Here is a 24,498-nt window from a genome sequence, read left to right as displayed (position 1 = left end):
TGACCTCTTCGGCCGCCTTGCGGATATGCGACACCATGGTCGACAGCGCTTCACCCATCTGGTTGAAGGCCCGCGCCAGTTGGCCGATCTCGTCATGGCTGGAGACGTTCAGGCGAGCACTCAAATCCCCAGCGCCCAGGGCTTCGGCCTGACGCACCAAATCGCCCAACGGCGCCAGTTTGCTGCGCAACAACCAGACCGTCGCACCCACCGCCAGCAACATTGCCAACACACTGCCGATCACCAGACGCAGGCCGACGGCCCAGGTGACCGCGCGAATTTCCGCCTTTGGCATGCTGGCGACCACTGCCCACGGACCGCCGTCGAACGGCACCGATACGCTGTAGAAGTCTTCGCTCTTATCGCTCCAGAAACGCCCCTTGCCTGGGGTCTTGGCCAGATCCAGCATCACCGGCACCGCTTGCTCCGGGGCCTGCACACCCGTCGGCGACACCAGCCAATGTTTCTGTTCATCCAGCAAGGCCAGCGAACCGGTCTGGCCGATGCGGAAGCGTTTGAGGTTCTCGAACTGGGCGTTCTGCGCATCGGTGTAGTCAAAACCGATAAACAGCACCGCGATAACTTTGCCGCTGGCGTCACGCACAGGGCTGTACTGAGTCATGTAGGAGCGATCGAACAACACCGCCCGACCAATATAGGCCTGCCCGCTGAACACCCGTGCATACGCCGGGCTCTGGCGGTCCAGCACAGTACCAATGGCGCGACTGCCGTCCTGCTTGGTCAGGGAGGTGCTGACCCGGATAAAGTCGTCGCCACTGCGCACGAACACCGTGGCTACGCCGCCGGACATCTGCTTGAACTCATCCACTTCGGTGAAGTTGTTGTTCAGCACCTCGCTGCCCAGGTACAGGCTCGGGGTCTGCACACCGGCGACCGCGATGGGCTGGTCCGCGCGCACGCTCAAGCCGGCGCTGAAGCGCTTCTCGAACAGCCCCGTCAGGCGCTGAGTGCTTTCACGCAGCGTGCTATGGAACGTATTCAGCTGGTCGGCGAGCAGCCGCGCCTCGCTGGCCAAATGTTCCTCGCGGGTGTCAAGGTTGGCGGCATCCAGGGAACGCAGGGCAAAAACAGTACTGCCGCCAATGGCGACAGCCAGGATCACGGCAAGGGCCATACCGAGTTGGGAGGCAATCCGGGCACGAGGTTGAGACATGAGAGCTCCTGGCCGAGGCCAGGATCATCCTGATCTCATAGCGCTGCTCGGCAAATTATCTAAGTGGGCAAACGTTGGTGCACGATGGTTCCAACACACCTACTTCGGCGGGTGACCGCAATACTTGAGCGAATTGCAGGGGTATCACGCAAACGGTTGCGCGCCAGCGCTACAAGCGCTTCAATCGAAGCGTTCCACCGCAGGCAACACCATCGCTTGCACTTCACTTTGCAGGAAATCCGCCAGGCGTCGCAGGCGCTCGCCACCCGGACGGGTTTTCGGCCAGACCAGATAATAGTGCTCGCCACTGGCCACAGCGCTGGGCCATGGCAGGCTCAGCCTCCCCTGCGCCACGTCTTCGGCCACCATCAGCAGGTCGCCCATGGACACGCCGTACCCCCGCGCCGCCGCGATCATGCCTAGTTCCAGGGTATCGAAGACTTGCCCCCCCTTGAGCGACACTTGGGACGACAGCCCCATGCGCTCCAGCCAGTAGCGCCAATCGCGTCGATCCGGCGTCGGGTGCAGCAGCTCGGCCGTGGCCAGTCGCGCCGCGTCCCAGGGGCCGTCGTCGAGCAGGTTGGGGGCGCCGACGGGAATCAGCATCTCGGGGAACAGGCGACACGCCTCCCAATCCGTGGGGAAATGGCCATTGCTGAGTAGGACGGCACAGTCGAACGGCTCTTGGTTGAAGTCCACTTCGTCAACGCTCATCCACGCGCTGGTCAGTTGCACCTCATTGCCCGGCTGCAAATGCCGAAAACGACTGAGCCGCGCCAGCAGCCAACGCATGGTCAGGGTGGAGGGGGCCTTCATGCGCAGGATGTCGTCCTCGCTATTGAGGGTATGGCAGGCCCGCTCCAACGCGGCGAACCCCTCGCGCACGCCGGGCAACAGCAGCCGTGCGGCCTCGGTAAGTTGCAGGTGGCGACCGCTGCGCTGGAACAGGCGACAGGCAAAATGCTCTTCGAGGGTGCGGATATGCCGGCTCACCGCACTTTGGGTGATGGACAGTTCTTCGGCGGCGCGAGTGAAAGAGTTGTGCCGGGAAGCGGCCTCAAAGGCGCGCAGGGCATAAAGCGGTGGAAGACGACGAGACATTGGGAAAGCTCCGACAACTCAATACGAGAACCCTACCAGACTCGATAGGAGCATGAGTTTTAATCATGCAAACGATCGCATTTATCCCTTTGTGCAATGGGCTGAGAGCGCCGAGAATCAACCCTCCCCCAATTCTATGACTTTCAGAGCGTGATGATTATGCAGCATCCGGCACGTACCGAACTCTGGGCCATTCTGCGGCTTTCCGGGCCGCTGATCGCCTCGCAGTTGGCCCACATGCTCATGGTGCTGACCGACACTTTGATGATGGCGCGCCTGAGTCCCGAAGCCTTGGCCGGCGGTGGCCTGGGCGCTGCGAGCTATTCGTTCGTGTCGATCTTCTGCATCGGCGTGATCGCCGCCGTGGGTACGCTGGTGGCCATCCGTCATGGCGCGGGCGACATCGAAGGCGCCACGCGTCTGACCCAGGCAGGGCTTTGGCTCGCTTGGTTGATGGCCCTGGCGGCCGGCCTGCTGCTATGGAACCTCAAACCGGTGTTACTGCTGTTCGGCCAGACCGAAACCAACGTGCAGTCGGCGGGGCAATTTCTGACGATCCTGCCGTTCGCCCTGCCTGGCTACCTGAGCTTCATGGCCCTGCGTGGCTTCACCAGCGCCATAGGTAAAGCCACGCCGGTGATGGTGATCAGCCTCGGCGGCACGGTGCTCAACTACCTGCTCAACCATGCACTGATCGAAGGTATGTTCGGCCTGCCGAAACTGGGCCTGATGGGCATTGGCCTGGTCACGGCGATCGTCGCCAATGGCATGGCGCTGACGTTGATGTGGTACATCCGCAGCAATCGTGCGTATGCCGCCTACCCGCTGAGCAGCGGCCTGCTGCGCCTCAATACCCACTATCTGCGCGAACTGTGGCGGCTGGGGCTGCCGATTGGCGGCACCTATGCGGTGGAAGTCGGGCTGTTTGCCTTCGCGGCGCTGTGCATGGGCACCATGGGCAGCACGCAACTGGCTGCGCATCAGATCGCTCTGCAGATCGTCTCGGTGGCGTTCATGGTGCCGGCGGGGATGTCCTACGCAGTGACCATGCGCATCGGCCAGCACTACGGCGCCGGGCAGTTGCTGCGGGTCCGTCTGGCAGGACGCGTCGGAATCGGTTTCGGCGCCTTGGTGATGTTGGGGTTTGCCGCCGTGCTGTGGCTGTATTCCGACCCGCTGATCGGACTGTTCCTCGACCATAACGACCCGGCGTTCCATGACGTCATCGTCCTGGCCGTCAGCCTGTTGGCCGTGGCGGCCTGGTTCGAACTGTTCGATGGCGTGCAAACCATCGCCATGGGCTGCATTCGTGGGCTCAAGGACGCCAAAACCACCTTCCTGGTCGGTTTGGGTTGCTACTGGCTGATCGGTGCGCCGTCAGCCTGGTTGATGGCGTTCACCCTGGGTTGGGGCCCCACCGGTGTATGGTGGGGATTGGCACTGGGGCTGGCCTGCGCGGCAGTGAGCCTGACCTGGGCGTTTGAAGCGAAGATCAAACGCATGATTCACCAGGAACCTGCGGCCCCAGTAGCGTTTCAGACTGCGCAAACGGACTAGAAGCCTATTGCGTCGCTTCGCCGCGCTAGTTGGCCGCGCTCGGCATGGCTTGCCGGCCATCGCCGATAGTCAGGTAGTCCACCAGCTCAGGCAATGGCAACGGCTTGCTAATCAAGTACCCCTGGGCCTGGTCGCAACCGAACAAACGCAACAGCGCCAATTGCTCTGGGGTTTCGACGCCTTCGGCCACCACTTCCAGGTTGAGGTTGTGAGCCAGGTTGATCATGGCGTGCACCAATTTGCGGTTCTCTTCGCGCTCCTCCATGCCGCCAACGAAGCTCTTATCGATTTTCAGTAGGGCAATCGGCAGGCTGTTGAGGTGCACGAACGATGAGAAACCGGTACCAAAGTCATCCAGGGAAAACCGCACGCCCAGGCGACCAAGGGCATCCATGGTTTGTTTGACCAAGTCACTGCGGCGCATCACGGCGGTTTCGGTCAGTTCGAACTCCAACCATTGCGCCTCCACCCCACGCTCAGCAATCAGGCGGCTGAGGGTAGAGAGCAATTGGCTGTCCTGAAACTGACGGAACGACAGGTTGACCGCCATGTGCAGCGGCGGCAGGCCGCGTTCGCGCAAATCCTGCATGTCGCGCAGGGCACGGGAGATCACCCAATAGCCCAGCGGCACGATCAAGCCGCTTTGTTCGGCCAGGGGCACGAACTCGCTGGGCGGGAGCAGGCCGCGCTCGCCGTGGCGCCAGCGCACCAGGGCTTCGAGACCGACGATATGGCCGTCATCCAGGTCCAGGCGCGGCTGGTAATGCAGCTCCAGCTCATCGCGCCGCAGGGCACGACGCAGTTCGCTCTCCAGATCGGCCAGACTGCGGGCGTTGCGATTGATGCGTTCGTTGAAGATATGAAAGGTGCAACCCTGGGTGCTTTTAGCTTGCTGCATAGCGATATGGGCGTGCCACATCAGCGGGTCGGCGCCGGCGCGAGCGCGGGCATGGGCCACGCCCAGGCTGCAGCCGATCAGCAGGCTTTCGCCATCCACCCAGTAGGGTTCGGCCATGGCTTCGATGATGCGTTCGGCCATCCATTCAGCACGCTGCGGCGCACGGCGGGTGTCGATCAGCAGGGCGAATTCGTCGCTGCCCAGGCGGGCGAGCTGGTCGCCGATTTCGAGCTGGCTCTTGAGCCGCGACACTACCTGCAGAATCAGGCGATCGCCGGCCTGGTGGCCGAGGGCATCGTTGGCATGGCGAAAATTGTCCAGGTCCAGATGGCCGAGGGCCAGGCCGCGACCGTCATTCTCGGCCAGCCGCGCAGCCAGCAAAGTCTGGAAGCCCTGGCGGTTGGCGATGCCGGTGAGCGGATCCTGCTCGGCCAGGCGTTGCAGGGTCGTCTCCAGTACACCGCGCTCGCGCACATGGCGCAGGCAGCGGCGTAGCGTGTCGACAGCTATTGCATCACGCACCAGCCAATCGCTGACGCCAAGGGGCGAAACCAGCGGTTCCTGCTCCAGCAGCAGCACACAGGGCAAGCTGCAACGGCCGGGGGCAGGTTGCAGGGCCGGTGTGGTCAACAGCACCGCGCTCTGGTCGTCATCGAACAGACGACTCACGGAATCCCAATTTGGCGCGCTGATCAGCACAGCCCCATCGCCCATCGGCGCCAGGCACTCGCGCAACAACGCCGCCCACTCAGGCGTATCGGCCAGAAGCAGCAAACGCAAGGGTTCGACAGGCGTAGACAAGCTAGCTCCCTAGACTCTGCAAAATTTCATTGGCGGCGGGCATTATGACGTGCGGCCTGATAATCACCAATGATAAGAGTTATCAAACACGCCAGCTGTAATCATTTGTCAGTGCTTCAACCACAAGAAGCCCCGACATCCTGCGGCAAAGTAGCAAAACCGGCAAATTTAGATCGAGTGGTACGTCACACCGTCGATCCAGAGCAGCAGAATCTTGCCAGCCTGTTAAAATGCCCGCCCTTTTGACCAACGACCCCAAAAAATCCGTATGTCCCGACTCAACCCCCGGCAGCAAGAAGCCGTGAACTACGTCGGCGGCCCTCTATTGGTGCTCGCCGGCGCAGGCTCCGGCAAGACCAGCGTGATCACCCGCAAGATCGCGCACCTGATCCAGAACTGTGGCATCCGCGCCCAGTACATTGTCGCCATGACCTTTACCAACAAGGCCGCGCGAGAAATGAAAGAGCGCGTCGGCACCCTGCTCAAGGGTGGCGAGGGCCGTGGCCTCACCGTGTGTACCTTCCACAACCTGGGGCTGAACATCATCCGCAAGGAGCATGTGCGGCTGGGCTACAAACCGGGCTTTTCGATCTTTGACGAGACCGACGTCAAAGCCCTGATGACCGACATCATGCAAAAGGAATACGCGGGCGACGACGGCGTCGATGAGATCAAGAACATGATCGGCGCCTGGAAAAACGACCTGATCCTGCCCGCCGAAGCCCTGGAAAACGCGCGCAACCCTAAGGAGCAGACCGCCGCCATCGTCTACACCCACTACCAGCGCACGCTCAAGGCGTTCAATGCGGTGGATTTCGACGACCTTATCCTGCTGCCGGTCAAGCTGTTCCAGGAACACAAAGACATCCTGGAAAAATGGCAGAACAAGGTGCGCTACCTGCTGGTGGACGAATACCAGGACACCAACGCCAGCCAATACCTGCTGGTAAAGCTGCTGATCGGGACGCGCAACCAATTCACCGTGGTGGGCGACGACGACCAGTCGATCTACGCCTGGCGCGGTGCCCGCCCCGAAAACCTGATGCTGCTCAAGGAGGACTACCCTTCCTTGAAGGTGGTGATGCTGGAGCAGAACTACCGCTCCACCAGCCGTATCCTGCGTTGCGCCAACGTGCTGATCTCCAACAACCCCCACGAGTTCGAGAAGCAACTGTGGAGCGAGATGGGCCATGGCGACGAGATCCGCGTGATCCGCTGCCGCAACGAAGACGCCGAAGCCGAGCGCGTGGCCGTCGAGATCCTCAGCTTGCACCTGCGCACTGACCGGCCTTACAGCGATTTCGCGATCCTGTACCGGGGCAACTACCAGGCCAAGCTGATCGAGCTGAAATTGCAGCACCACCAGGTGCCGTATCGTCTGTCAGGCGGTAACAGCTTTTTCGGACGTCAGGAAGTCAAAGACCTGATGGCTTATTTCCGTCTGATCGTGAATCCAGACGACGACAACGCCTTCCTGCGCGTGATCAACGTGCCGCGTCGGGAAATCGGCTCCACCACCCTGGAAAAACTCGGCAACTACGCCACCGAGCGCAAGATCTCGATGTACGCCGCCACCGACGAAATCGGCCTGGGCGAACATTTGGACACGCGCTTCACCGATCGGCTGTCGCGCTTCAAGCGTTTTATGGACAAAGTGCGCGAGCAATGTGCCGGCGAAGACCCGATCAGCGCCCTGCGCAGCATGGTCATGGATATCGACTATGAAAACTGGCTGCGCACCAACAGCTCCAGCGACAAGGCCGCGGATTACCGCATGGGCAACGTCTGGTTCCTGATCGAAGCACTGAAGAACACCCTGGAAAAAGACGAAGACGGCGAGATGACCGTCGAAGACGCCATCGGCAAGCTGGTACTGCGCGATATGCTCGAACGCCAGCAGGAAGAAGAAGACGGCGCCGAAGGTGTACAGATGATGACCTTGCATGCCTCCAAGGGCCTGGAATTCCCCTACGTGTTCATCATGGGCATGGAAGAGGAAATCCTCCCGCACCGCTCCAGCATCGAAGCCGACACTATCGAGGAAGAACGGCGCCTGGCCTACGTGGGCATTACCCGCGCGCGTCAGACCCTGGCCTTCACCTTCGCCGCCAAGCGTAAGCAATACGGTGAAATCATCGACTGTGCCCCCAGCCGGTTTCTCGACGAGTTACCGCCGGACGACCTGGCCTGGGAAGGCAATGACGACACCCCGACCGAGGTGAAGGCCGTGCGCGGCAACACCGCCTTGGCGGATATACGCGCGATGTTAAAGCGCTAGAATCGACTACTTTTTAATCTACTTTCGGCGCACAACGCGCCATTAGAGGAAGCTTTCCGTGGAAGCACTGCACAAGAAAATTCGCGAAGAAGGCATCGTGCTTTCCGATCAGGTACTCAAGGTCGACGCGTTTCTGAACCACCAGATCGACCCGGCGCTGATGAAACTGATCGGCGACGAATTCGCTGCGCTGTTCAAGGATTCGGGCATCACCAAGATCGTCACCATTGAGGCTTCAGGCATCGCCCCGGCGATCATGACCGGCCTGAACCTGGGCGTACCGGTGATCTTCGCGCGCAAGCAGCAATCCCTGACCCTGACCGAAAACCTGCTGTCGGCGACGGTGTACTCCTTCACCAAGAAAACCGAAAGCACCGTGGCCATCTCGCCGCGCCACCTGACCAGCAGCGATCGCGTGCTAGTGATCGATGACTTCCTGGCCAACGGCAAGGCGTCCCAGGCACTGATTTCGATCATCAAGCAAGCCGGCGCCACCGTGGCCGGTTTGGGGATCGTCATCGAGAAGTCGTTCCAGGGTGGCCGTGCGGAGCTGGATGCCCAGGGCTATCGGGTTGAATCGCTGGCGCGGGTGAAGTCGCTGGCCGGTGGCGTCGTCACCTTCATCGAGTAATTTGCTACGAGGTGAACACGGATCAAGATGTGAGAGGGAGCAAGCCCCCTCCCACATTTGGCTTTGTGTTGGCTTTTAGTGTGCGGTTGCTTGTAAACCAGCGAGCAATAGGCGCTGGTAGAGGTCCTCCTTCAAACCCTCCGGCGTATCCAACCGCATCCGCCTCAAATGCGCTGGAAACGCCTGCGGCTCCGGTGCATCCAGCGCCGCCTTGCCCAACTCCAGAATCTCCGTCAGCTTGAATTTGCTCTTGAGCCAGTTCAAAGCGCGCAACAGATCCCGCTCTTCGTCCGTGAAATCGCTGCCCAGCGGATACTCCGGGAACAAACGCCGATGCCGCGCCTGGATACCCTGGAGCCGCTCCGGCGTGTTGTCGCTGAAGCGCGTATCGAGCTGGAAATCCTTGGGCAACTTGCCGGCCTTTTGCGCCTGCTCGATCAAGTCGGCCTGGAAGCGTGAGTCGGTGATGTTGAGCAACGCCTCGATCACCTTCGCGTCCGTCTGGCCGCGTAAATCCGCGATGCCGTATTCGGTGATGACGATATCCCGCAGATGCCGTGGAATGGTGCAGTGGCCGTAATCCCAAACGATATTGGAACTGACCTCCCCGGCCGATTCGCGCCAGCTGCGCAGAATCAGGATCGACCGCGCGCCCTCCAACGCATGGCCCTGAGCCACAAAGTTGTATTGCCCGCCCACGCCGCTAAGCACGCGGCCGTCTTCCAATTGATCAGCCACACCCGCGCCCAGCAACGTCACCACGATCGCGCTGTTGATAAACCGCGCGTCCTGACGCTGCAGGCGCTTGAGCGCCTCCTGACCGTACAGCTCGTTGATGTAGCTGATACGGGTCATGTTGAATTCAAGGCGCTTGGAATGGGTCATTTCCTGCAAGCGCTGGTAAAAACTGCGCGGGCCAAGAAAGAAACCGCCGTGGATCGATACACCATCGGGCTGCGCCGCATCGTCGAGCAAGCCGGCATTTGCCTGCTCCTGAGTGGCCGCATCCGGGTACACCTTGCGCCGCACAATGCCGGCGTCGGCCAGCACCAGTAGGCCATTGACGAACATTTCGCTGCAGCCGTAAAGGCCACGGGCGAAGGGCGCGACGCCGCCTTCACGGCTGATCAACGGCGCCCAGCGGTACACATCCAGGTCCGTCATCAGCAAGCGATAGGCTTCGTTGTCTGCCTGGCGCGCCAGTAATGCGGCGGTCAGCGCGTCGCCCATGGAGCCGATGCCGATCTGCAAGGTGCCGCCATCGCGCACCAAGGTGCTGGCATGCAGGCCAATAAAGTGATCCTGGAAACCCACCGGCATATTGGGCGTGGAAAACAGCGTGGTGCTGTCTTTTTCGTCGAGCAGGTAGTCGAACGCGTCCATGCCCAGCTCGGAATCACCGGGCATATAAGGCAAATCGGTGTGAACCTGGCCGACGACCAGGATGGTTTCACCCGCCTCCCGGCGCTTGGCGATCATCGGCAGTAGGTCGAGGGTAATGTCGGGGTTGCAGCTCAGGCTCAGGCGGTCGGGGTGTTCGGCACTGCTGGCGACCAGTTGCGCCACCAGGTTCAGGCCGGCGGCGTTGATGTCGCGGGCTGCATGGCTGTAGTTGCTGCTGACGTAATCCTGCTGTGCTGAAACGCTGTGCAGCAGGCTGCCGGGCTGCATGAAGAATTGCTGCACGTGGATATTGGGCGGCAGGCTGTCTTTATGCAGGTCGGCGAGAAAGTCCAATTCGGGGTAATCACCGAACACGCGCTCGATAAAGGGTTCGAGGAAACGCTTCTGCAAACCGTCGCCCAATGTCGGGCGGCCCAGGCTTAGAGCGGTATAAATGGTCAGCGCTCGTTCCGGTAGCTTGGCAATACGCCGATACAACGCGTTGACGAACAGATTGGGTTTACCCAAACCCAGGGGCAGGCCCATATGGATATGCGCCGGCAACCGCGCCAGTACGTCGTCAACTGCTTGCTCGATTGAACACAACTGCACCATCCGACCCTCCTGACATTCCATGATTTGGGTTGGACCGAGCTTGCAGGCTCTTTGCTGCAATAACCAGCCTTCAGGGTGAATCCCAGGCACAAAAAAGCCGCTCGTAAGCGGCATTTTTGACGAAGATCGGCCGATTAAAGACCGGACATCTTCTTAATCGCGCCCTTGAGGTCATCATCGGAGCAATCGGCGCAAGTGCCTTTAGGCGGCATGGCGTTGATGCCAGTGATAGCCTTGGCCAGGATGCCATCGAGGCCGCCCTGGTGGTCAGCGCGCTCTTTCCAGGCCGCGGTGTCGCCAATTTTCGGCGCGCCAAGCAAACCCGAGCCGTGACATGCGTTGCAGTGCTTGGCGATGATCTGATCTGCCGTTTTCGCTCCACCACCGCCGGCAGCCACGGCCACTTCCATGCCTTTGCATTCCTGACCTTGAACACACACCTGCCCCACAGGCTCCAGGCGCTTGGCGATCTCATCATTGGTGGCAGCTTGAGCGCTGACAGCCCATAGAGCCAGTACGGTTGCTGGTGCAGCCAGCATTTTCATAATTAGGTTCACGCGTTCACCCTCAATGGTGGCTATTCACGCCTGCGGCCACGGTTTCGCAGGCGGCGAAAGTATAACGGTTAGCCCGCCTGGCTGAAACAACCCTATTAACCAAAGGGAGATTCAGTCTGGCGGAATGCAGCTACGGGCGGCTCTGCAATGCTGGCAGGACGCCTCTTCTGTTAAAAGTTCGCGGGTGTGGCTGCGCTGATTAGTCGCGCCGGCACGTCGAACGGATTGCGAAAACGGTGGGGCTTGGTGCTTTCAAAGTAGTAGCTATCGCCCGCTTCGAGCACAAAAGTTTCAAGACCGACCACCAACTCCAACCGGCCTTCCAGCAGAATCCCGGTTTCCTCGCCCTCGTGGGTGAGCATTTCTTCACCTGTGTCGGCGCCCGGCGGGTAGATCTCGTTGAGAAACGCGATGGCCCGGCTTGGATGCGCGCGGCCCACCAGTTTCATAGTGACGGCGCCGTCGGAGATGTCGATCAGCTCATTGGCTTTATAGACGATCTGCGTCGGTATTTCCTGGAGGATCTCTTCAGAGAAGAACTCGACCATGGACATGGGAATGCCGCCCAGCACCTTGCGCAAGGAGCTGATCGAAGGGCTGACACTGTTTTTTTCGATCATCGAAATGGTGCTGTTGGTGACACCCGCGCGCTTGGCGAGCTCACGCTGGGAAAGACCTTTGAGTTTACGGATGGATTGCAGTCGTTCGCCGACGTCCAATGCAGGTGCCTCCTAGGATTCAGGCTTTGTTGTAATTGAGCGTTATCATGGCGACAGCGTTCAGTATTTACAACACTTTGGCCTAAATCCCGACCAGCTCCATTCGTGACGGCCTGTCAGGCCTCGGAGTAGAGCATTGGCACCCGCCGCAGGTTGCAGAAGATCTGGTAGGGGATGGTCTCGGCGGCGACGGCCACGTCACTGGCCAGAATGTTCTTGCCCCACAGCTCCACCGTAGAGCCCAGACCGGCCTGAGGCACGTCCGTCAGGTCGATGCACAGCATGTCCATGGACACACGCCCCAGCAACTGACTGCGCTGCCCGGCCACCAGCACCGGCGTACCCGTGGGAGCATGGCGCGGGTAACCGTCGGCGTAACCCATGGCTACTACCCCGATTCGCATCGGCTTGGGCGTGATGAACCTGGCACCGTAGCCTACGGGCTCACCCGCCGGCAGTTCACGCACGCAGATCACTTTCGATTCCAGGGTCATCACCGGCTGCAAACGTGCGGCCACAGACTGCGCTTCGCCGAAAGGCGTAGCACCGTAAAGCATGATGCCGGGCCGGACCCAGTCGCTGGACACATTCGGCCAGCCCATCACCGATGGCGAATTGCGCAAGCTGACTTCTGCGCTCAGGCCTTGGCGCGCCGCATCAAACACGGCCACCTGCTCATCACTGCTCACGCAATCGAGCTCATCGGCGCGGGCGAAGTGGCTCATCAGCACAATCTTGGCAACGCTGCCGGTGGCCAGTAGGCGCTGGTAAGCCTCGTGATAATCCTTAGGGTGCAAGCCCACGCGGTGCATACCCGAATCCAGCTTGAGCCAGACGGTCAGCGGCTTGCTCAAGCGCGCCTGTTCGATCGCTTCAAGTTGCCACAGCGAGTGCACCACGCACCAGAAATCATGCTCGATGATCAAAGGCAGCTCGTCGGCTTCAAAAAAGCCTTCCAGCAGCAGCACCGGCGCACGAATGCCAGCGGCGCGCAGTTCCAATGCTTCCTCGATGCACGCTACGGCAAAGCCGTCGGCCTCGGCTTCCAGCGCCTGGGCCACGCGCACGGCACCGTGGCCATAGGCATCGGCCTTAATCACGGCAAGTGCCTTGGCTCCCGTGAGTTCACGGGCCAATTGGTAGTTGTGGCGCAGGGCTTGGAGGTCGATCAGGGCACGGGCTGGACGCATGACGGCAGGCTTCTAGGCGGCAGAGTGAAGAAAAACCGGCGCTGATCAACAAACCTCAGCGCCGGGAGAGGGATCTGTAATTACGGCAGGGCAGCCACGACGGACAGTTCTACCAGAATTTGCGGCTCGCAAAGCTTGGCCTCAACCGTGGCGCGGGCCGGGGCAACCCCTTTGGGCAACCAGGCGTCCCACACCGCGTTCATACCGGCGAAATCGGCGTCGATGTCTTTCAAATAAATCGTCACCGACAGCAATCGGGTCTTGTCGGTACCGGCCAGGTCCAGCAAACGCTCGATATTGGCCAAGGTTTCACGGGTCTGCTGTTCAATCCCGGCGCTCATGTTATCGCCGACTTGCCCAGCCAGGTACACGGTACCGCTGTGGACAACGATCTGGCTCATGCGCTCATTGGTGAGCTGGCGCTGGATTGACATGTTTTGCGGACTCCTGGTGGTTGCCATAACGGGAAATATCGAGGCCTGCGGCGCTGATTTGCGGGGTTTTCTTGGCCATCAGGTCAGCCAGCAAACGGCCCGATCCGCAGGCCATGGTCCAACCGAGCGTGCCGTGGCCGGTATTCAGGAACAGGTTCTTGAACGGTGTGGCACCGACAATCGGCGTGCCGTCAGGTGTAGTCGGACGCAGGCCGGTCCAGAACGAAGCCTGGGCCAAATCACCGCCCTGAGGATAAAGGTCGTTGACGATCATCTCCAGGGTTTCCCGTCGACGCGGATTCAGCGACAGGTCAAAACCGGCTATTTCAGCCATGCCGCCGACGCGGATGCGGTTGTCGAAACGGGTGATCGCGACCTTGTAGGTCTCGTCGAGAATGGTCGACGTGGGCGCCATCGCCGGATTGGTGATCGGCACAGTCAGGGAATACCCCTTGAGCGGGTACACCGGGGCCTTGATACCCAGCGGCTTGAGCAACTTCGGCGAATAACTGCCCAAGGCGAGCACGTAGCGATCGGCCGTTTCCAGCTTGCCATCGATCCATACGCCGTTGATGCGGTCGCCCGCGTGATCGAGGCGCTGGATGTCTTGTTCGAAGCGGAACTCAACACCCAATTGCGTGCACATCTCGGCCAGGCGCGTGGTGAACATCTGGCAGTCGCCGGTCTGATCGTTGGGCAAGCGCAGGGCACCGGCCAGAATACCGGTGACGCTGGCCAGGGCAGGCTCGACGCGAGCAATGCCGGCACGGTCAAGCAGTTCGAAGGGCACGCCGGACTCTTTGAGCACCGCGATGTCCTTGGCCGCGCCATCCAACTGCGCCTGGGTGCGGAACAGTTGGGTAGTACCGAGGCTGCGGCCTTCGTAGGCAATACCGGTCTCGGCGCGCAACTCATCAAGGCAGTCGCGGCTGTATTCGGACAAACGCACCATGCGCTCTTTGTTAACTGCATACCGGCTGGCGGTGCAGTTGCGCAGCATCTGCGCCATCCACAGGTATTGATCAATATCGGCGGTGGCCTTGATGGCCAGCGGCGCGTGGCGTTGCAGTAGCCATTTCATGGCCTTGAGCGGCACACCCGGTGCGGCCCAGGGCGAGGCGTAACCAGGGGACACCTGACCGGCGTTGGCGAAACTGGTTTCCATGGCTGCGGCGGGTTGACGGTCGACGACCACCACTTCGAAACCGGCCCGCGCCAAATAGTACGCACTGGTGACACCAATGACGCCGCTACCCAAGACCAGAACGCGCATTTTTATATCCTCATCGCGGCGTGGCCGCCGACGTGTGTTATTCGAGCAATGATGGGCGCAGTATAAAAAGCAATCACCAGTGCATTTCACTATATAAATGCCTATATTTGGCGACAATTCTCGGCAAAAACCGTTTTTACAGAGGCGTATCCCCTATGCGTACCAACACCCAGACCAAACGGGAGCTGGACAAGATCGATCGCAATATCCTGCGCATCCTACAAACCGACGGGCGCATCTCGTTCACTGATCTGGGGGAAAAAGTCGGCCTCTCGACCACGCCCTGCACCGAGCGCGTGCGGCGCCTGGAGCGCGAGGGGATCATCATGGGCTACAACGCACGGTTGAACCCGCAGCACTTGAAGGGGAGTTTGCTGGTATTTGTCGAGATCAGCCTGGATTACAAGTCGGGAGACACCTTCGAAGAGTTCCGCCGCGCCGTGCTGAAACTGCCCCATGTGCTGGAATGCCACCTGGTGTCCGGTGACTTTGACTATCTGGTGAAAGCGCGGATTTCCGAGATGGCCTCGTACCGCAAACTGCTGGGCGACATCCTGCTCAAGCTGCCCCACGTGCGTGAGTCCAAGAGCTATATCGTGATGGAAGAGGTAAAGGAGAGCCTGAACCTGCCGATCCCGGACTAAACCAATACCTGCCGGGTGCTGGCCATATATTCGTGGATTTGTTTTTCCACCCGCGGATGAATCAACTCCACCGGCCGGCGCCCGTTGGGGCATGGCAAGGTTTGGGTGGTGCCGAACAACCGACAGATCAGCGGTCGCTCGTCATACACCGTGCAGCCAGTGGGGCCCAGGTGGACGCAGTTCAGCTCGTCCATGGCGGCTTCCTGCTCGGCAGCGGTCTTGCGCGGCAGACGCGACATTTCCTCGGGGGATGTGGTCACCGGCCCACAGCAGTCGTGGCAGCCCGGAACACACTCGAACGAAGGAATCTGACGGCGCAATGCGCTGATCTTCTGACGGTTGCAACTCATCGAACAGGTACTCAACGGCGAACAGGGGTGGATTCTGCCGCAAATTCCCCTGCGCAGACAGCATCGTCCGACCGCTGTATCCTGCGTCAAATTTTCCAAACAGGGATGCGCCCATGACCGCCAGCGCCCGGCACGCCGATTCCTACTACGCCGCCAGCAGCCTGCCTCTGCCTGATTACCCAGCGTTGAAGGGTGAAGTCACGGCTGACGTGTGCGTGGTAGGTGGCGGTTTTTCCGGGCTCAACACCGCGCTGGAACTGGCCGACCGCGGTTTCAGCGTAGTGCTGCTGGAAGCGCGCAAAGTCGCCTGGGGCGCCAGCGGACGTAATGGCGGCCAGCTGATTCGCGGCGTCGGCCATGGCCTCGACCAGTTCGCCAACTTCATCGGCACCGACGGCGTGCGCCAGATGAAGCAGATGGGCCTGGAAGCCGTGGAGATCGTGCGCGAGCGCGTCGAGCGCTTCCAGATCCCTTGCGACCTGACCTGGGGCTATTGCGACCTCGCCAACAAACCTCGCGATCTGCAGGGCCTGGCCGAAGATGCCGAAGAACTGCGCAGCCTTGGTTATCGTCATGAAGTGCGCTTGCTGCAAGCCAACGAAATGAGCAGCGTGATCGGTTCCGAGCGCTACGTCGGAGGCATGATCGACATGGGTTCCGGCCACCTGCACCCGCTGAACCTGGCCCTTGGCGAAGCTGCCGCCGCCGAGCGGCTGGGCGTGAGGCTGTTCGAACAGTCCGAAGTGACCCGCATCGACTACGGCTCCGAGGTCCAAGTCCACAGCGCCCAGGGCACAGTGCGCGCAAAGACGCTGGTGCTGGCCTGCAACGCTTATCTCAACGGCCTCAACCCTCACCTGAGCGGCAAGGTATTGCCCGCCGGCAGCTATATCATCGCCACCGAACCCTTGAGTGAAGCCCAGGCCACGCAACTACTGCCGCAGAACATGGCGGTGTGTGATCAGCGAGTCACCGTGGATTACTTCCGGCTGTCCGCCGATCGTCGCCTGCTGTTCGGTGGTGCTTGTCATTATTCCGGACGCGACCCCAAGGACATCGGCGCTTATATGCGTCCGAAAATGCTGCAAGTGTTCCCGCAGTTGGCCGACGTGAAGATCGATTACCAATGGGGCGGCATGATCGGCATCGGCGCCAATCGCCTGCCGCAGATCGGTCGCCTGGCCGATCAACCCAATGTGTATTACGCCCAGGCTTACGCCGGCCATGGCCTCAACGCCACGCATCTGGCGGGCCGGCTGCTGGCCGAAGCGATCAGCGGCCAACAGCAGGGGCGTTTCGATCTGTTCGCCCAGGTGCCGCATATGACCTTCCCCGGTGGCAAGCATTTGCGCTCGCCGCTGCTGGCGCTGGGCATGCTTTGGCACCGTCTCAAAGAGCTGCTCTGATCAATCGCGCCAGAACGGTTTCAGACCTTCCTCGCGCGCCTGTTGGGCACTCAAGCCGATGTCGCGCAGCTGCTCGCTGGTCATGCTCAGCAAGGCCTTGCGCGTGTGGCGACGGCGCCAGAACAGCCCCCAACGGCTGATATCGCCTGGCGTTACGACCCGTGCGTGGTCAGCCTCCAGTTCCTGACTGTGTAACCTCAGGCGCACATCGCTTATGCCGTTCATTTTGTTGCCCCTCATTTGCCGGTTGCCATGAGCGACTAGAATGAGCGAGCGAGCAAAACCATTACAGATTCAACCTTTATCTATTAAATCCATACAGATACTGCCACTGGGCGGCTGAATCCTGTATTTTCCTAGGATCTGTACTGGTCCCGGGAGCGACCGCCATGACCCTCTACGTCAACCTCGCCGAACTGCTGGGTACTCGCATCGAACAAGGCTTCTACCGCCCCGGCGACCGGTTGCCCTCCGTCCGTGCGTTGAGTGTGGAGCACGGGGTAAGCCTGAGCACCGTGCAACAGGCCTATCGCTTGCTGGAAGACAACGGCCTGGCAACCCCCAAACCCAAGTCCGGTTACTTCGTACCCGTGGGCCGTGAGCTCCCCGCCCTGCCGGAAATAGGCCGTCCGGCACAGCGCCCAGTGGAGATTTCCCAATGGGATCAGGTGCTGGAACTTATTCGCGCCGTACCGCGTAAAGACGTCATACAGATGGGCCGCGGCATGCCCGATGTGTTGTCACCCACCCTCAAACCCCTGCTGCGCAGCCTGGCCCGCGTCAGTCGACGCCAGGATCTTCCCGGCCTGTATTACGACAACATTCTCGGCTGTATGGAGTTGCGCGAGCAGATTGCTCGACTGTCATTGGATTCCGGCTGCCAACTGGGCGCGGAAGACATCGTGATCACCACCGGCTGCCACGAAGCACTCTCCGCCAGCATCCACGCCATCTGTGAACCCGGCGATATCGTCGCGGTGGACTCGCCGAGCTTCCATGGCGCCATGCAGACCCTCAAGGGCCTGGGCATGAAGGCCCTGGAAATTCCTACCGACCCGCTCACCGGCATCAGCCTCGAAGCGCTGGAACTGGCCTTGGAACAGTGGCCGATCAAGGTCATCCAGTTGACCCCCAACTGTAACAACCCGCTGGGCTACATCATGCCCGAGGCACGCAAGCGTGCGCTGCTGAACCTGGCCCAGCGCTTCGATGTGGCAATTATCGAAGACGATGTATACGGCGAATTGGCCTACAGCTACCCACGCCCGCGCACGATCAAATCCTTCGATGAAGACGGCCGCGTACTGTTGTGCAGTTCATTCTCCAAAACCCTCGCCCCAGGCCTGCGTATTGGCTGGGTTGCACCGGGGCGCTATTTGGAGCGAGTGCTGCACATGAAATACATCAGCACCGGTTCTACCGCCACACAGCCGCAGATCGCGATCGCCGAATTCCTCAAGGGCGGGCATTTCGAACCACATTTGCGACGGATGCGTACCCAATACCAGCGCAATCGTGACCTGATGCTCGATTGGGTCAGCCGGTATTTTCCCGCTGGCACCCGCGCCAGCCGGCCTCAGGGCAGCTTCATGCTGTGGGTAGAACTACCGGAAGGCTTCGACACCCTCAAACTCAACCGTGTGCTGGTGGAACAAGGCGTACAGGTGGCTGTAGGAAGCATCTTTTCTGCATCCGGCAAGTACCGCAATTGCCTGCGCATGAACTACGCTGCCAAGCCAACCCCGCAGATCGAAGAGGCAGTGCGCAAGGTCGGCATCGCCGCGAGCAAAATGCTGGCCGAATCAGCGGACTGACCTTTCACGGCAAATAGCCGTCATATGCCGACTACTGCCCTGATCCGGAAGCGACTCCCTTGATGATCCAACGGCTTTTACCGTTCCTCCTGTTGGGAGCCCTCGCCCTGGGCGGCTGCGCCACGGTGACTGCGCCTCGAGTGCCCAGCGACGCACTGCCGGCCGGACAATCCTCGTTCGGCCGCTCTATCCAGGCCCAGGCGGCGCTCTATCAAGGGCGCTCGGGCTTTCGCCTGCTGCCCAACAGCAGCGAAGCCTTTATGGCCCGCGCCGAACTGATCCGCAACGCCCAGACCAGCCTCGACCTGCAGTACTACATCGTGCATGACGGCATCAGCACGCGCATGCTGGTGGACGAACTGCTCAAAGCCGCCGACCGTGGCGTGCGTGTACGCATCCTGCTGGACGACACCACCAGCGACGGCCTCGACCAGGTGATCGCCACCCTCGCCGCCCACCCCAACATCCAAATCCGCCTGTTCAACCCGCTGCATCTGGGGCGCAGCACGGGCGCCACGCGGGCCATGGGCCGCCTGTTCAACCTGTCGCTGCAACACCGGCGCATGCACAACAAGCTGTGGTTGGCGGACAACAGTGCAGCCATCGTCGGCGGCCGCAACCTGGGGGATGAGTATTTCGACGCCGAGCCCAACCTGAACTTCACCGATATCGACATGCTCAGCGTCGGGCCGGTGGCCGAGCAATTGGGTCACAGTTTCGATCAATACTGGAACAGCGCCTTGAGCAAGCCGATCGACAACTTCGTCTCTACCCTGCCCTCCAAAGACGATCTGGCCGCCGCCCGCGCGGGTTTGGCGGCGTCACTGGCGGAGTCGCGCCAACAACATCATGCCCTGTACAACCGCTTGCGCGCCTACCAGACCCAACCGCGCATGGACATCTGGCGCCGCGAACTGATCTGGGCCTGGAACCAGGCACTGTGGGATGCACCGAGCAAGGTACTGGCCAAAGCCGACCCGGACCCGCAGCTACTGCTGACCACTCAACTGGCACCTGAGCTGGAAAGGGTCAACCGTGAACTGATGATGATTTCGGCGTACTTCGTGCCAGGCCAACCTGGGCTGGTGTACCTCACCGGGCTCGCCGATGCCGGCGTTTCAGTCAGCCTGCTGACCAACTCCCTGGAAGCCACCGACGTACCGGCTGTGCACGGCGGTTACGCGCCGTACCGCAAAGCGTTGCTGGAGCACGGCGTGAAGCTGTACGAACTGCGCCGCCAACCCGGCGACCCGAGCGCCGGCAGTGGGCCGCATCTGTTCCGGCGCGGCTCATTCCGCGGTTCGGACTCCAGCCTGCACAGCAAGGCAATGATCTTTGATGGCGAGAAATCATTTATCGGTTCGTTCAACTTCGATCCCCGCTCGGTGCTGTGGAACACCGAGGTCGGGGTGCTGGTGGACAGCCCCGAACTGGCCGAGCACGTACGCAACCTGGCGCTGCAAGGCATGGCGCCCGCCCTCAGCTATGAGGCGAAACTACAAGACGGCCAAGTGGTGTGGGTAACCGAAGATAACGGCCAACTGCACACCCTGACGCGCGAGCCAGGCAGTTGGTGGCGGCGGTTCAATGCGTGGTTTGCTACTTCGGTCGGCCTGGAGCGCATGCTTTAAGAACAAGGCTGTGTAGCGCCGAAAGCACCTTGGCGCACTAACAACAGCACCAGCCCCAATGCCCCGGCAGCCATCAGCAACGGCAGTGCGTGCCCGCTGACCCACTGGCTGCCGGCGCCAGCGATCAATGGCCCCAACAGACACCCGATGCCCCATAGCTGCGCGATATGGGCGTTGGCCCGCACCAGCGCGTCGTCGCGGTAGCGCTCGCCGATCAGAATCAACGACAGCGTGAACAACCCGCCCGCACTGGCGCCGAACAGCACCCACACCGGCCAGATCAGCAGCGTGTGCAGCAGAGCAGGAATCGCCAGGCTCGATGCCAGCAACAGTAGCGCACAGCCGAGAAACAGAGTACGGCGTGGCAGATAATCGGCCAGCGCGCCAATAGGCAATTGCAGCAACGCATCGCCGACGACCACCGTGCTGACCATCGCCAGGGCAATCTCGGCGCTGAATCCCTGTTGCAGGCAGTACACCGGCAGCAGTGTCAGGATCATCGCTTCGAACGCGGCGAACAGCGCCACCGCCCAGGCAATGGCCGGCAGGCTCCGGCAAAAACGCCAAAGCTCGGCGAAAGTGACGCTAAACGAATTGGCCGTCGGCGCACCGGAACGCCCCAGTAACAGCAACGGCGCAACCATCAGCAGCCCTACGCCGACCCAGAAACCGTAGTCATGCCCGGTGCCGATCACACCCAACAACAACGGGCCCGACAGTTGGCTCAGCGCATAGCTGCAGCCATACAGCGCCACCAGCCGGCCACGCCACTGCTCCACCACTAATTGATTGATCCAGCTTTCGCCAAGGATAAAAACAATGGTCAGGATCACCCCAATCATCAAACGCAGCGCCAGCCACACGGGATAACTGGGCAGGATCGCCAGTAAACCGATGGACACCGCACCCGCCCACAGACACAAACGCATCAGGTTTGCCGTACCGAGCCAAGCGGCCAAGCGACTGGAAAGCTTAGCGCCGAGCAGCACGCCGAAGGCCGGCATCGCGGCCATTACGCCAATGGCGAAACTGCCGTAGCCCCAGCTCTCCAGACGCAGGGAGACCAGCGGCATACTGACGCCCAGGGCCAAGCCCACGCTGAGTACCGAAGCCAGGACGGCAAAGTAAGTCGCCCAACGCATTGCCACGCTCCTGTGGATAATTATTTTCTAGGTTCAAAACGAACTGTAGGAGCGAGCTTGCGCGGGAGCCGGCTTGCCCGCGATGCAAACACCTCGGTGTGTCAACCACACTTCGGTGATGCTATCGCAGGCAAGCCGGCTCCCGCACAAGCTCGCTCCTACACGGGCCCGGCAGTGTTGCTTACAGCTTGATCCAGGTGGCCTTCAGCTCGGTGTATTTGTCGAACGCGTGCAGCGACTTGTCACGACCGTTGCCCGACTGCTTGAAGCCACCGAACGGCGCGGTCATGTCGCCGCCATCGTACTGGTTGACCCACACACTACCCGCGCGCAGCGCCTTGGCGGTCAGGTGCGCCTTGGAGATATCCGCAGTCCACACCGCCGCGGCCAGGCCGTATTGGGTGTCGTTGGCAATCTTGATCGCTTCTTCGGCGCTATCGAAAGTGATCACCGACAGCACTGGACCAAAAATTTCTTCCTGGGCGATTCTCATGGCATTGGTCACACCATCGAAAATCGTCGGTTCGACGTAGGTGCCGCCGGTCTCTTCCAGCGTGCGCTTGCCGCCCGCCACCAGCTTGGCGCCGTCGGCGTGACCGGCTTCGATGTAGGACAGCACGGTGTTCATCTGCTGGGTGTCCACCAGGGCGCCGACATTGGTCGCCGGGTCCAGCGGGTTGCCGGGCTTCCAGCCTTTAAGGGCCTCGATCACCAGGGGCAGGAATGTATCCTTGATCGAGCGCTCCACCAGCAGGCGCGAACCGGCGGTGCACACTTCGCCCTGGTTGAAGGCAATGGCACTGGCGGCCGACTCGGCGGCGGCCTGCAGGTCGGGAGCGTCGGCGAACACGATGTTGGGGCTCTTGCCGCCTGCTTCCAACCAAACACGCTTCATGTTCGACTCACCAGAGCGAATCAACAGCTGCTTGGCGATCTTGGTCGAGCCAGTGAACACCAGCGTGTCGACGTCCATGTGCAGCGCCAAGGCGTTACCCACGGTGTGGCCATAGCCAGGTAGAACGTTGAACACGCCTTTCGGAATCCCAGCTTCAACGGCCAGTGCCGCGATTCGGATGGCGGTCAGCGGAGATTTTTCGGACGGCTTGAGGATCACCGAGTTACCGGTGGAGAGCGCGGGGCCGAGTTTCCAGCAGGCCATCATCAACGGGAAGTTCCACGGTACGATGGCGCCAACCACGCCGACCGGCTCACGGGTCACAAGGCCCAGTTGATCATGGGGGGTCGCCGCGACTTCATCGTAGATCTTGTCGATGGCTTCACCGCTCCAGCTCAAGGCATTGGCGGCACCGGGCACGTCGATATACAGGGAATCGCTGATAGGCTTGCCCATGTCCAGGGTTTCGAGCAGCGCCAGCTCTTCGGCGTTGGCTTTGAGCAGCGCGGCGAAACGGATCATGGTGGCTTTGCGTTTGGCCGGTGCCAGGCGCGACCACACGCCGGAATTGAAGGTGGCACGGGCGTTTTCCACGGCGCGCTGGGCATCGTCGGCGTCACAGCTGGCAACCGTGGCCAGCAGGCGGCCATCGACCGGGCTGATGCACTCGAAGGTGTCGCCGGAAACGGCGGCGGTGTATTCGCCATTGATGTAGGCGCGGCCTTCGATCTTCAGATCCTTGGCGCGTTGTTCCCAGTCGGCACGGGTCAGGGTGGTCATGCGAGTGTCCTCCTCTTATTGAATACGAGGGCCAGGCGATGTCGCCCGGCAGCCTCAAAGAATTCTTGCCCGCCAGCCAGCTGTTCGGCCAAAGGCAGCTGCCACCCTAAACCAGCGACCAGGGATGTTTCAATATATTTGACATAACGGCGGCAAACGCCCTTGCGATGTTCATTTTAATAAACATAGACTTTGGCCTTACCAACCGCAGGCCAGACGGGATATGCACATGAGCATCCAAGACATCGTCGACTTCAGCCAAGCCAACACCGCCCCCGAACGCTACCGCCCTGGCGCGGAAAAAATCCTCAAGGGCGACCCCGAGCAGACCCTCTACAACCACTACAACAGCCCCTGTGGCCAGATGAATGCGGGGGTCTGGGAGGGTGAAGTGGGGCAATGGAAGGTTAACTACACCGAACATGAATACTGCGAGATCGTGCAGGGCGTGTCGGTGCTGCGCGATGATCAGGGCAACGCCAAGACCCTGCGCGCTGGCGACCGCTTCGTGATCCCCGCCGGTTTCACCGGGACCTGGGAAGTGCTCGAACCTTGTCGCAAAATCTACGTGGTGTTCGAACAGAAAGCCTGATCAGCAACTCGCACGCAAAAAAAAGCCCGCATCGTGAGATACGGGCTTTTTTTCACAAGGAAGGAAATCAATTACTTGATTTTGCCTTCTTTGTAGATCACGTGCTTGCGAACGCGCGGGTCGAACATTTTCTTTTCGAGCTTGTCCGGGGTAGTACGCTTGTTCTTGTCGGTAGTGTAGAAGTGACCAGTACCGGCGCTAGAGATCATTCGAATCAATTCACGCATGATATAGCTCCTTAAACCTTGGCAGCGCGGCGGATGTCGGCCAGCACGGCAGTGATGCCACGCTTGTCGATGATACGCATGCCTTTGGCGGATACGCGCAGACGCACGAAACGTTTCTCTTCTTCAACCCAGAAGCGGTGATGCTGCAGGTTCGGCAGGAAACGACGACGGGTTTTGTTATTTGCGTGGGAAATGTTATTCCCAGTCACCGGACCCTTACCGGTAACTTGACAGACTCTCGACATGCCTCAGCCCTCTAAAACCACATGCCCAACCCGGCATGGGTTGGCCGCTTAATCTCTCAGTCATTTGGCGCCAGGCGCCGCGTTTCTTTAGGGTCTTACCGGCTACACCTACAAGCGAAGGAACCGGGCCCCTAGAAAAGAGCGCTGCTTTATACCAGAAA

The 24,498-nt window shown here is 60.6% G+C and carries 22 protein-coding genes and 1 pseudogene; 8 read left to right on the top strand and 15 right to left on the bottom strand.

Annotated features, from left to right (window positions below; genetic code table 11):
• Nucleotides 1-100: 100 nt before the first annotated feature.
• Both QRN41_RS26205 and QRN41_RS02900 read right to left on the bottom strand, forming a co-directional pair.
• Nucleotides 101-1,135, bottom strand: a pseudogene (locus QRN41_RS26205) (Cache 3/Cache 2 fusion domain-containing protein); the annotation flags it as partial.
• A 219-nt stretch (nt 1,136-1,354) separates the two neighbouring features.
• On the bottom strand, nt 1,355-2,275 hold the full coding sequence (locus QRN41_RS02900) for a LysR substrate-binding domain-containing protein (protein WP_034101456.1): 921 nt from the start codon (nt 2,273-2,275) through the stop codon (nt 1,355-1,357).
• 153 nt (nt 2,276-2,428) lie between these two features.
• Between QRN41_RS02900 and QRN41_RS02895 the strand changes: the two genes are divergently transcribed.
• Nucleotides 2,429-3,832: a NorM family multidrug efflux MATE transporter gene (locus QRN41_RS02895; protein ID WP_167417043.1), complete on the top strand. Its 1,404-nt coding sequence runs from the start codon at nt 2,429-2,431 to the stop codon at nt 3,830-3,832.
• A gap of 25 nt (nt 3,833-3,857) precedes the next feature.
• On the opposite strand, the gene QRN41_RS02890 is transcribed toward QRN41_RS02895, so the two are convergent.
• On the bottom strand, nt 3,858-5,531 hold the full coding sequence (locus QRN41_RS02890) for a putative bifunctional diguanylate cyclase/phosphodiesterase (protein WP_167416970.1): 1,674 nt from the start codon (nt 5,529-5,531) through the stop codon (nt 3,858-3,860).
• 268 nt (nt 5,532-5,799) lie between these two features.
• Between QRN41_RS02890 and rep the strand changes: the two genes are divergently transcribed.
• Nucleotides 5,800-7,809, top strand: coding sequence for a DNA helicase Rep (gene rep / locus QRN41_RS02885; protein WP_034101459.1), 2,010 nt, complete (start codon nt 5,800-5,802; stop codon nt 7,807-7,809).
• A 58-nt stretch (nt 7,810-7,867) separates the two neighbouring features.
• Nucleotides 7,868-8,440, top strand: a complete 573-nt coding sequence (locus tag QRN41_RS02880; protein WP_003195447.1) for a xanthine phosphoribosyltransferase — start codon at nt 7,868-7,870, stop codon at nt 8,438-8,440.
• A gap of 75 nt (nt 8,441-8,515) precedes the next feature.
• Here the strand turns inward: QRN41_RS02880 and QRN41_RS02875 are convergent, their stop codons facing one another.
• From QRN41_RS02875 to dadA, 6 genes are all read right to left on the bottom strand, one after another.
• On the bottom strand, nt 8,516-10,438 hold the full coding sequence (locus QRN41_RS02875) for an acetyl-CoA hydrolase/transferase C-terminal domain-containing protein (RefSeq protein ID WP_167416969.1): 1,923 nt from the start codon (nt 10,436-10,438) through the stop codon (nt 8,516-8,518).
• Nucleotides 10,439-10,572: 134 nt separating this feature from the next.
• Nucleotides 10,573-10,983, bottom strand: coding sequence for a c-type cytochrome (locus tag QRN41_RS02870; RefSeq protein WP_034115450.1), 411 nt, complete (start codon nt 10,981-10,983; stop codon nt 10,573-10,575).
• Between the two features lie 182 nt (nt 10,984-11,165).
• Complete coding sequence (locus tag QRN41_RS02865; protein WP_005792468.1) at nt 11,166-11,714, bottom strand: cupin domain-containing protein; 549 nt, start codon at nt 11,712-11,714, stop codon at nt 11,166-11,168.
• Between the two features lie 116 nt (nt 11,715-11,830).
• Nucleotides 11,831-12,904 (bottom strand): alanine racemase, encoded by a 1,074-nt coding sequence (alr, locus tag QRN41_RS02860; RefSeq protein WP_167416968.1) that lies wholly within the window; start codon nt 12,902-12,904, stop codon nt 11,831-11,833.
• An 80-nt stretch (nt 12,905-12,984) separates the two neighbouring features.
• Entirely contained in the window at nt 12,985-13,338 is a 354-nt protein-coding gene (locus tag QRN41_RS02855; RefSeq protein ID WP_167416967.1) for a RidA family protein, read from the bottom strand.
• On the bottom strand, nt 13,310-14,611 hold the full coding sequence (gene dadA, locus QRN41_RS02850) for a D-amino acid dehydrogenase (protein WP_167416966.1): 1,302 nt from the start codon (nt 14,609-14,611) through the stop codon (nt 13,310-13,312). The genes QRN41_RS02855 and dadA overlap by 29 nt, the downstream gene beginning before the upstream one ends.
• 155 nt (nt 14,612-14,766) lie before the next feature.
• Between dadA and QRN41_RS02845 the strand changes: the two genes are divergently transcribed.
• Nucleotides 14,767-15,255, top strand: a complete 489-nt coding sequence (locus QRN41_RS02845; protein ID WP_167416965.1) for an Lrp/AsnC ligand binding domain-containing protein — start codon at nt 14,767-14,769, stop codon at nt 15,253-15,255.
• Here the strand turns inward: QRN41_RS02845 and QRN41_RS02840 are convergent.
• On the bottom strand, nt 15,252-15,605 hold the full coding sequence (locus QRN41_RS02840) for a YkgJ family cysteine cluster protein (RefSeq protein WP_034115453.1): 354 nt from the start codon (nt 15,603-15,605) through the stop codon (nt 15,252-15,254). The genes QRN41_RS02845 and QRN41_RS02840 overlap by 4 nt on opposite strands.
• A 113-nt stretch (nt 15,606-15,718) precedes the next feature.
• Here QRN41_RS02840 and QRN41_RS02835 point away from each other — a divergent pair, with 113 nt between their 5' ends.
• Nucleotides 15,719-17,011, top strand: coding sequence for an NAD(P)/FAD-dependent oxidoreductase (locus QRN41_RS02835; RefSeq protein WP_167416964.1), 1,293 nt, complete (start codon nt 15,719-15,721; stop codon nt 17,009-17,011).
• Here QRN41_RS02835 and QRN41_RS02830 read toward each other — a convergent pair whose 3' ends face one another.
• A complete protein-coding gene (locus QRN41_RS02830) occupies nt 17,012-17,236 on the bottom strand; it encodes a DUF1127 domain-containing protein (protein WP_167416963.1) in 225 nt (74 codons plus the stop codon).
• 164 nt (nt 17,237-17,400) lie between these two features.
• On the opposite strand from QRN41_RS02830, the gene QRN41_RS02825 reads away from it, so the two are divergent.
• A complete protein-coding gene (locus QRN41_RS02825) occupies nt 17,401-18,825 on the top strand; it encodes an aminotransferase-like domain-containing protein (RefSeq protein WP_034101469.1) in 1,425 nt (474 codons plus the stop codon).
• A 62-nt stretch (nt 18,826-18,887) separates the two neighbouring features.
• Nucleotides 18,888-20,456: a phospholipase D family protein gene (locus tag QRN41_RS02820; protein ID WP_167416962.1), complete on the top strand. Its 1,569-nt coding sequence runs from the start codon at nt 18,888-18,890 to the stop codon at nt 20,454-20,456.
• Here QRN41_RS02820 and QRN41_RS02815 read toward each other — a convergent pair.
• Both QRN41_RS02815 and QRN41_RS02810 read right to left on the bottom strand, forming a co-directional pair.
• Complete coding sequence (locus QRN41_RS02815) at nt 20,453-21,598, bottom strand: MFS transporter (RefSeq protein WP_167416961.1); 1,146 nt, start codon at nt 21,596-21,598, stop codon at nt 20,453-20,455. The genes QRN41_RS02820 and QRN41_RS02815 overlap by 4 nt on opposite strands.
• A gap of 181 nt (nt 21,599-21,779) precedes the next feature.
• Nucleotides 21,780-23,273: an aldehyde dehydrogenase gene (locus QRN41_RS02810; RefSeq protein WP_034101472.1), complete on the bottom strand. Its 1,494-nt coding sequence runs from the start codon at nt 23,271-23,273 to the stop codon at nt 21,780-21,782.
• 229 nt (nt 23,274-23,502) lie between these two features.
• On the opposite strand from QRN41_RS02810, the gene QRN41_RS02805 reads away from it, so the two are divergent.
• Complete coding sequence (locus tag QRN41_RS02805) at nt 23,503-23,865, top strand: cupin domain-containing protein (protein ID WP_034101473.1); 363 nt, start codon at nt 23,503-23,505, stop codon at nt 23,863-23,865.
• A gap of 71 nt (nt 23,866-23,936) precedes the next feature.
• Here the strand turns inward: QRN41_RS02805 and rpmG are convergent, their stop codons facing one another.
• The gene (gene rpmG / locus QRN41_RS02800) at nt 23,937-24,092 is read right to left on the bottom strand and encodes a 50S ribosomal protein L33 (protein ID WP_003176906.1); all 156 of its coding nucleotides are present in this window, start codon (nt 24,090-24,092) and stop codon (nt 23,937-23,939) included.
• Between the two features lie 11 nt (nt 24,093-24,103).
• On the bottom strand, nt 24,104-24,337 hold the full coding sequence (rpmB, locus tag QRN41_RS02795) for a 50S ribosomal protein L28 (RefSeq protein WP_034101474.1): 234 nt from the start codon (nt 24,335-24,337) through the stop codon (nt 24,104-24,106).
• Nucleotides 24,338-24,498: the final 161 nt, after the last annotated feature.

Origin of the sequence: Pseudomonas sp. efr-133-TYG-23 (assembly GCF_030209215.1) — a bacterium.
In the GTDB taxonomy this organism is placed as follows: Bacteria; Pseudomonadota; Gammaproteobacteria; order Pseudomonadales; family Pseudomonadaceae; genus Aquipseudomonas; species Aquipseudomonas rhodesiae.
This window is presented reverse-complemented; position numbering and strand designations above follow the sequence as displayed.

Coding starts and splice junctions, on each gene's coding strand:
- rpmB (WP_034101474.1), bottom strand. CDS start 24,337: ATGTCGAGAGTCTGTCAAGTTACCGGTAAGGGTCCGGTGACTGGGAAT.
- QRN41_RS02840 (WP_034115453.1), bottom strand. CDS start 15,605: ATGAGTTGCAACCGTCAGAAGATCAGCGCATTGCGCCGTCAGATTCCT.
- rep (WP_034101459.1), top strand. CDS start 5,800: ATGTCCCGACTCAACCCCCGGCAGCAAGAAGCCGTGAACTACGTCGGC.
- rpmG (WP_003176906.1), bottom strand. CDS start 24,092: ATGCGTGAATTGATTCGAATGATCTCTAGCGCCGGTACTGGTCACTTC.
- QRN41_RS02855 (WP_167416967.1), bottom strand. CDS start 13,338: ATGTCAATCCAGCGCCAGCTCACCAATGAGCGCATGAGCCAGATCGTT.
- QRN41_RS02805 (WP_034101473.1), top strand. CDS start 23,503: ATGAGCATCCAAGACATCGTCGACTTCAGCCAAGCCAACACCGCCCCC.
- QRN41_RS02835 (WP_167416964.1), top strand. CDS start 15,719: ATGACCGCCAGCGCCCGGCACGCCGATTCCTACTACGCCGCCAGCAGC.
- QRN41_RS02815 (WP_167416961.1), bottom strand. CDS start 21,598: ATGCGTTGGGCGACTTACTTTGCCGTCCTGGCTTCGGTACTCAGCGTG.
- alr (WP_167416968.1), bottom strand. CDS start 12,904: ATGCGTCCAGCCCGTGCCCTGATCGACCTCCAAGCCCTGCGCCACAAC.
- dadA (WP_167416966.1), bottom strand. CDS start 14,611: ATGCGCGTTCTGGTCTTGGGTAGCGGCGTCATTGGTGTCACCAGTGCG.
- QRN41_RS02845 (WP_167416965.1), top strand. CDS start 14,767: ATGCGTACCAACACCCAGACCAAACGGGAGCTGGACAAGATCGATCGC.
- QRN41_RS02820 (WP_167416962.1), top strand. CDS start 18,888: ATGATCCAACGGCTTTTACCGTTCCTCCTGTTGGGAGCCCTCGCCCTG.
- QRN41_RS02900 (WP_034101456.1), bottom strand. CDS start 2,275: ATGTCTCGTCGTCTTCCACCGCTTTATGCCCTGCGCGCCTTTGAGGCC.
- QRN41_RS02830 (WP_167416963.1), bottom strand. CDS start 17,236: ATGAACGGCATAAGCGATGTGCGCCTGAGGTTACACAGTCAGGAACTG.
- QRN41_RS02825 (WP_034101469.1), top strand. CDS start 17,401: ATGACCCTCTACGTCAACCTCGCCGAACTGCTGGGTACTCGCATCGAA.
- QRN41_RS02895 (WP_167417043.1), top strand. CDS start 2,429: ATGATTATGCAGCATCCGGCACGTACCGAACTCTGGGCCATTCTGCGG.
- QRN41_RS02870 (WP_034115450.1), bottom strand. CDS start 10,983: ATGAAAATGCTGGCTGCACCAGCAACCGTACTGGCTCTATGGGCTGTC.
- QRN41_RS02875 (WP_167416969.1), bottom strand. CDS start 10,438: ATGGTGCAGTTGTGTTCAATCGAGCAAGCAGTTGACGACGTACTGGCG.
- QRN41_RS02810 (WP_034101472.1), bottom strand. CDS start 23,273: ATGACCACCCTGACCCGTGCCGACTGGGAACAACGCGCCAAGGATCTG.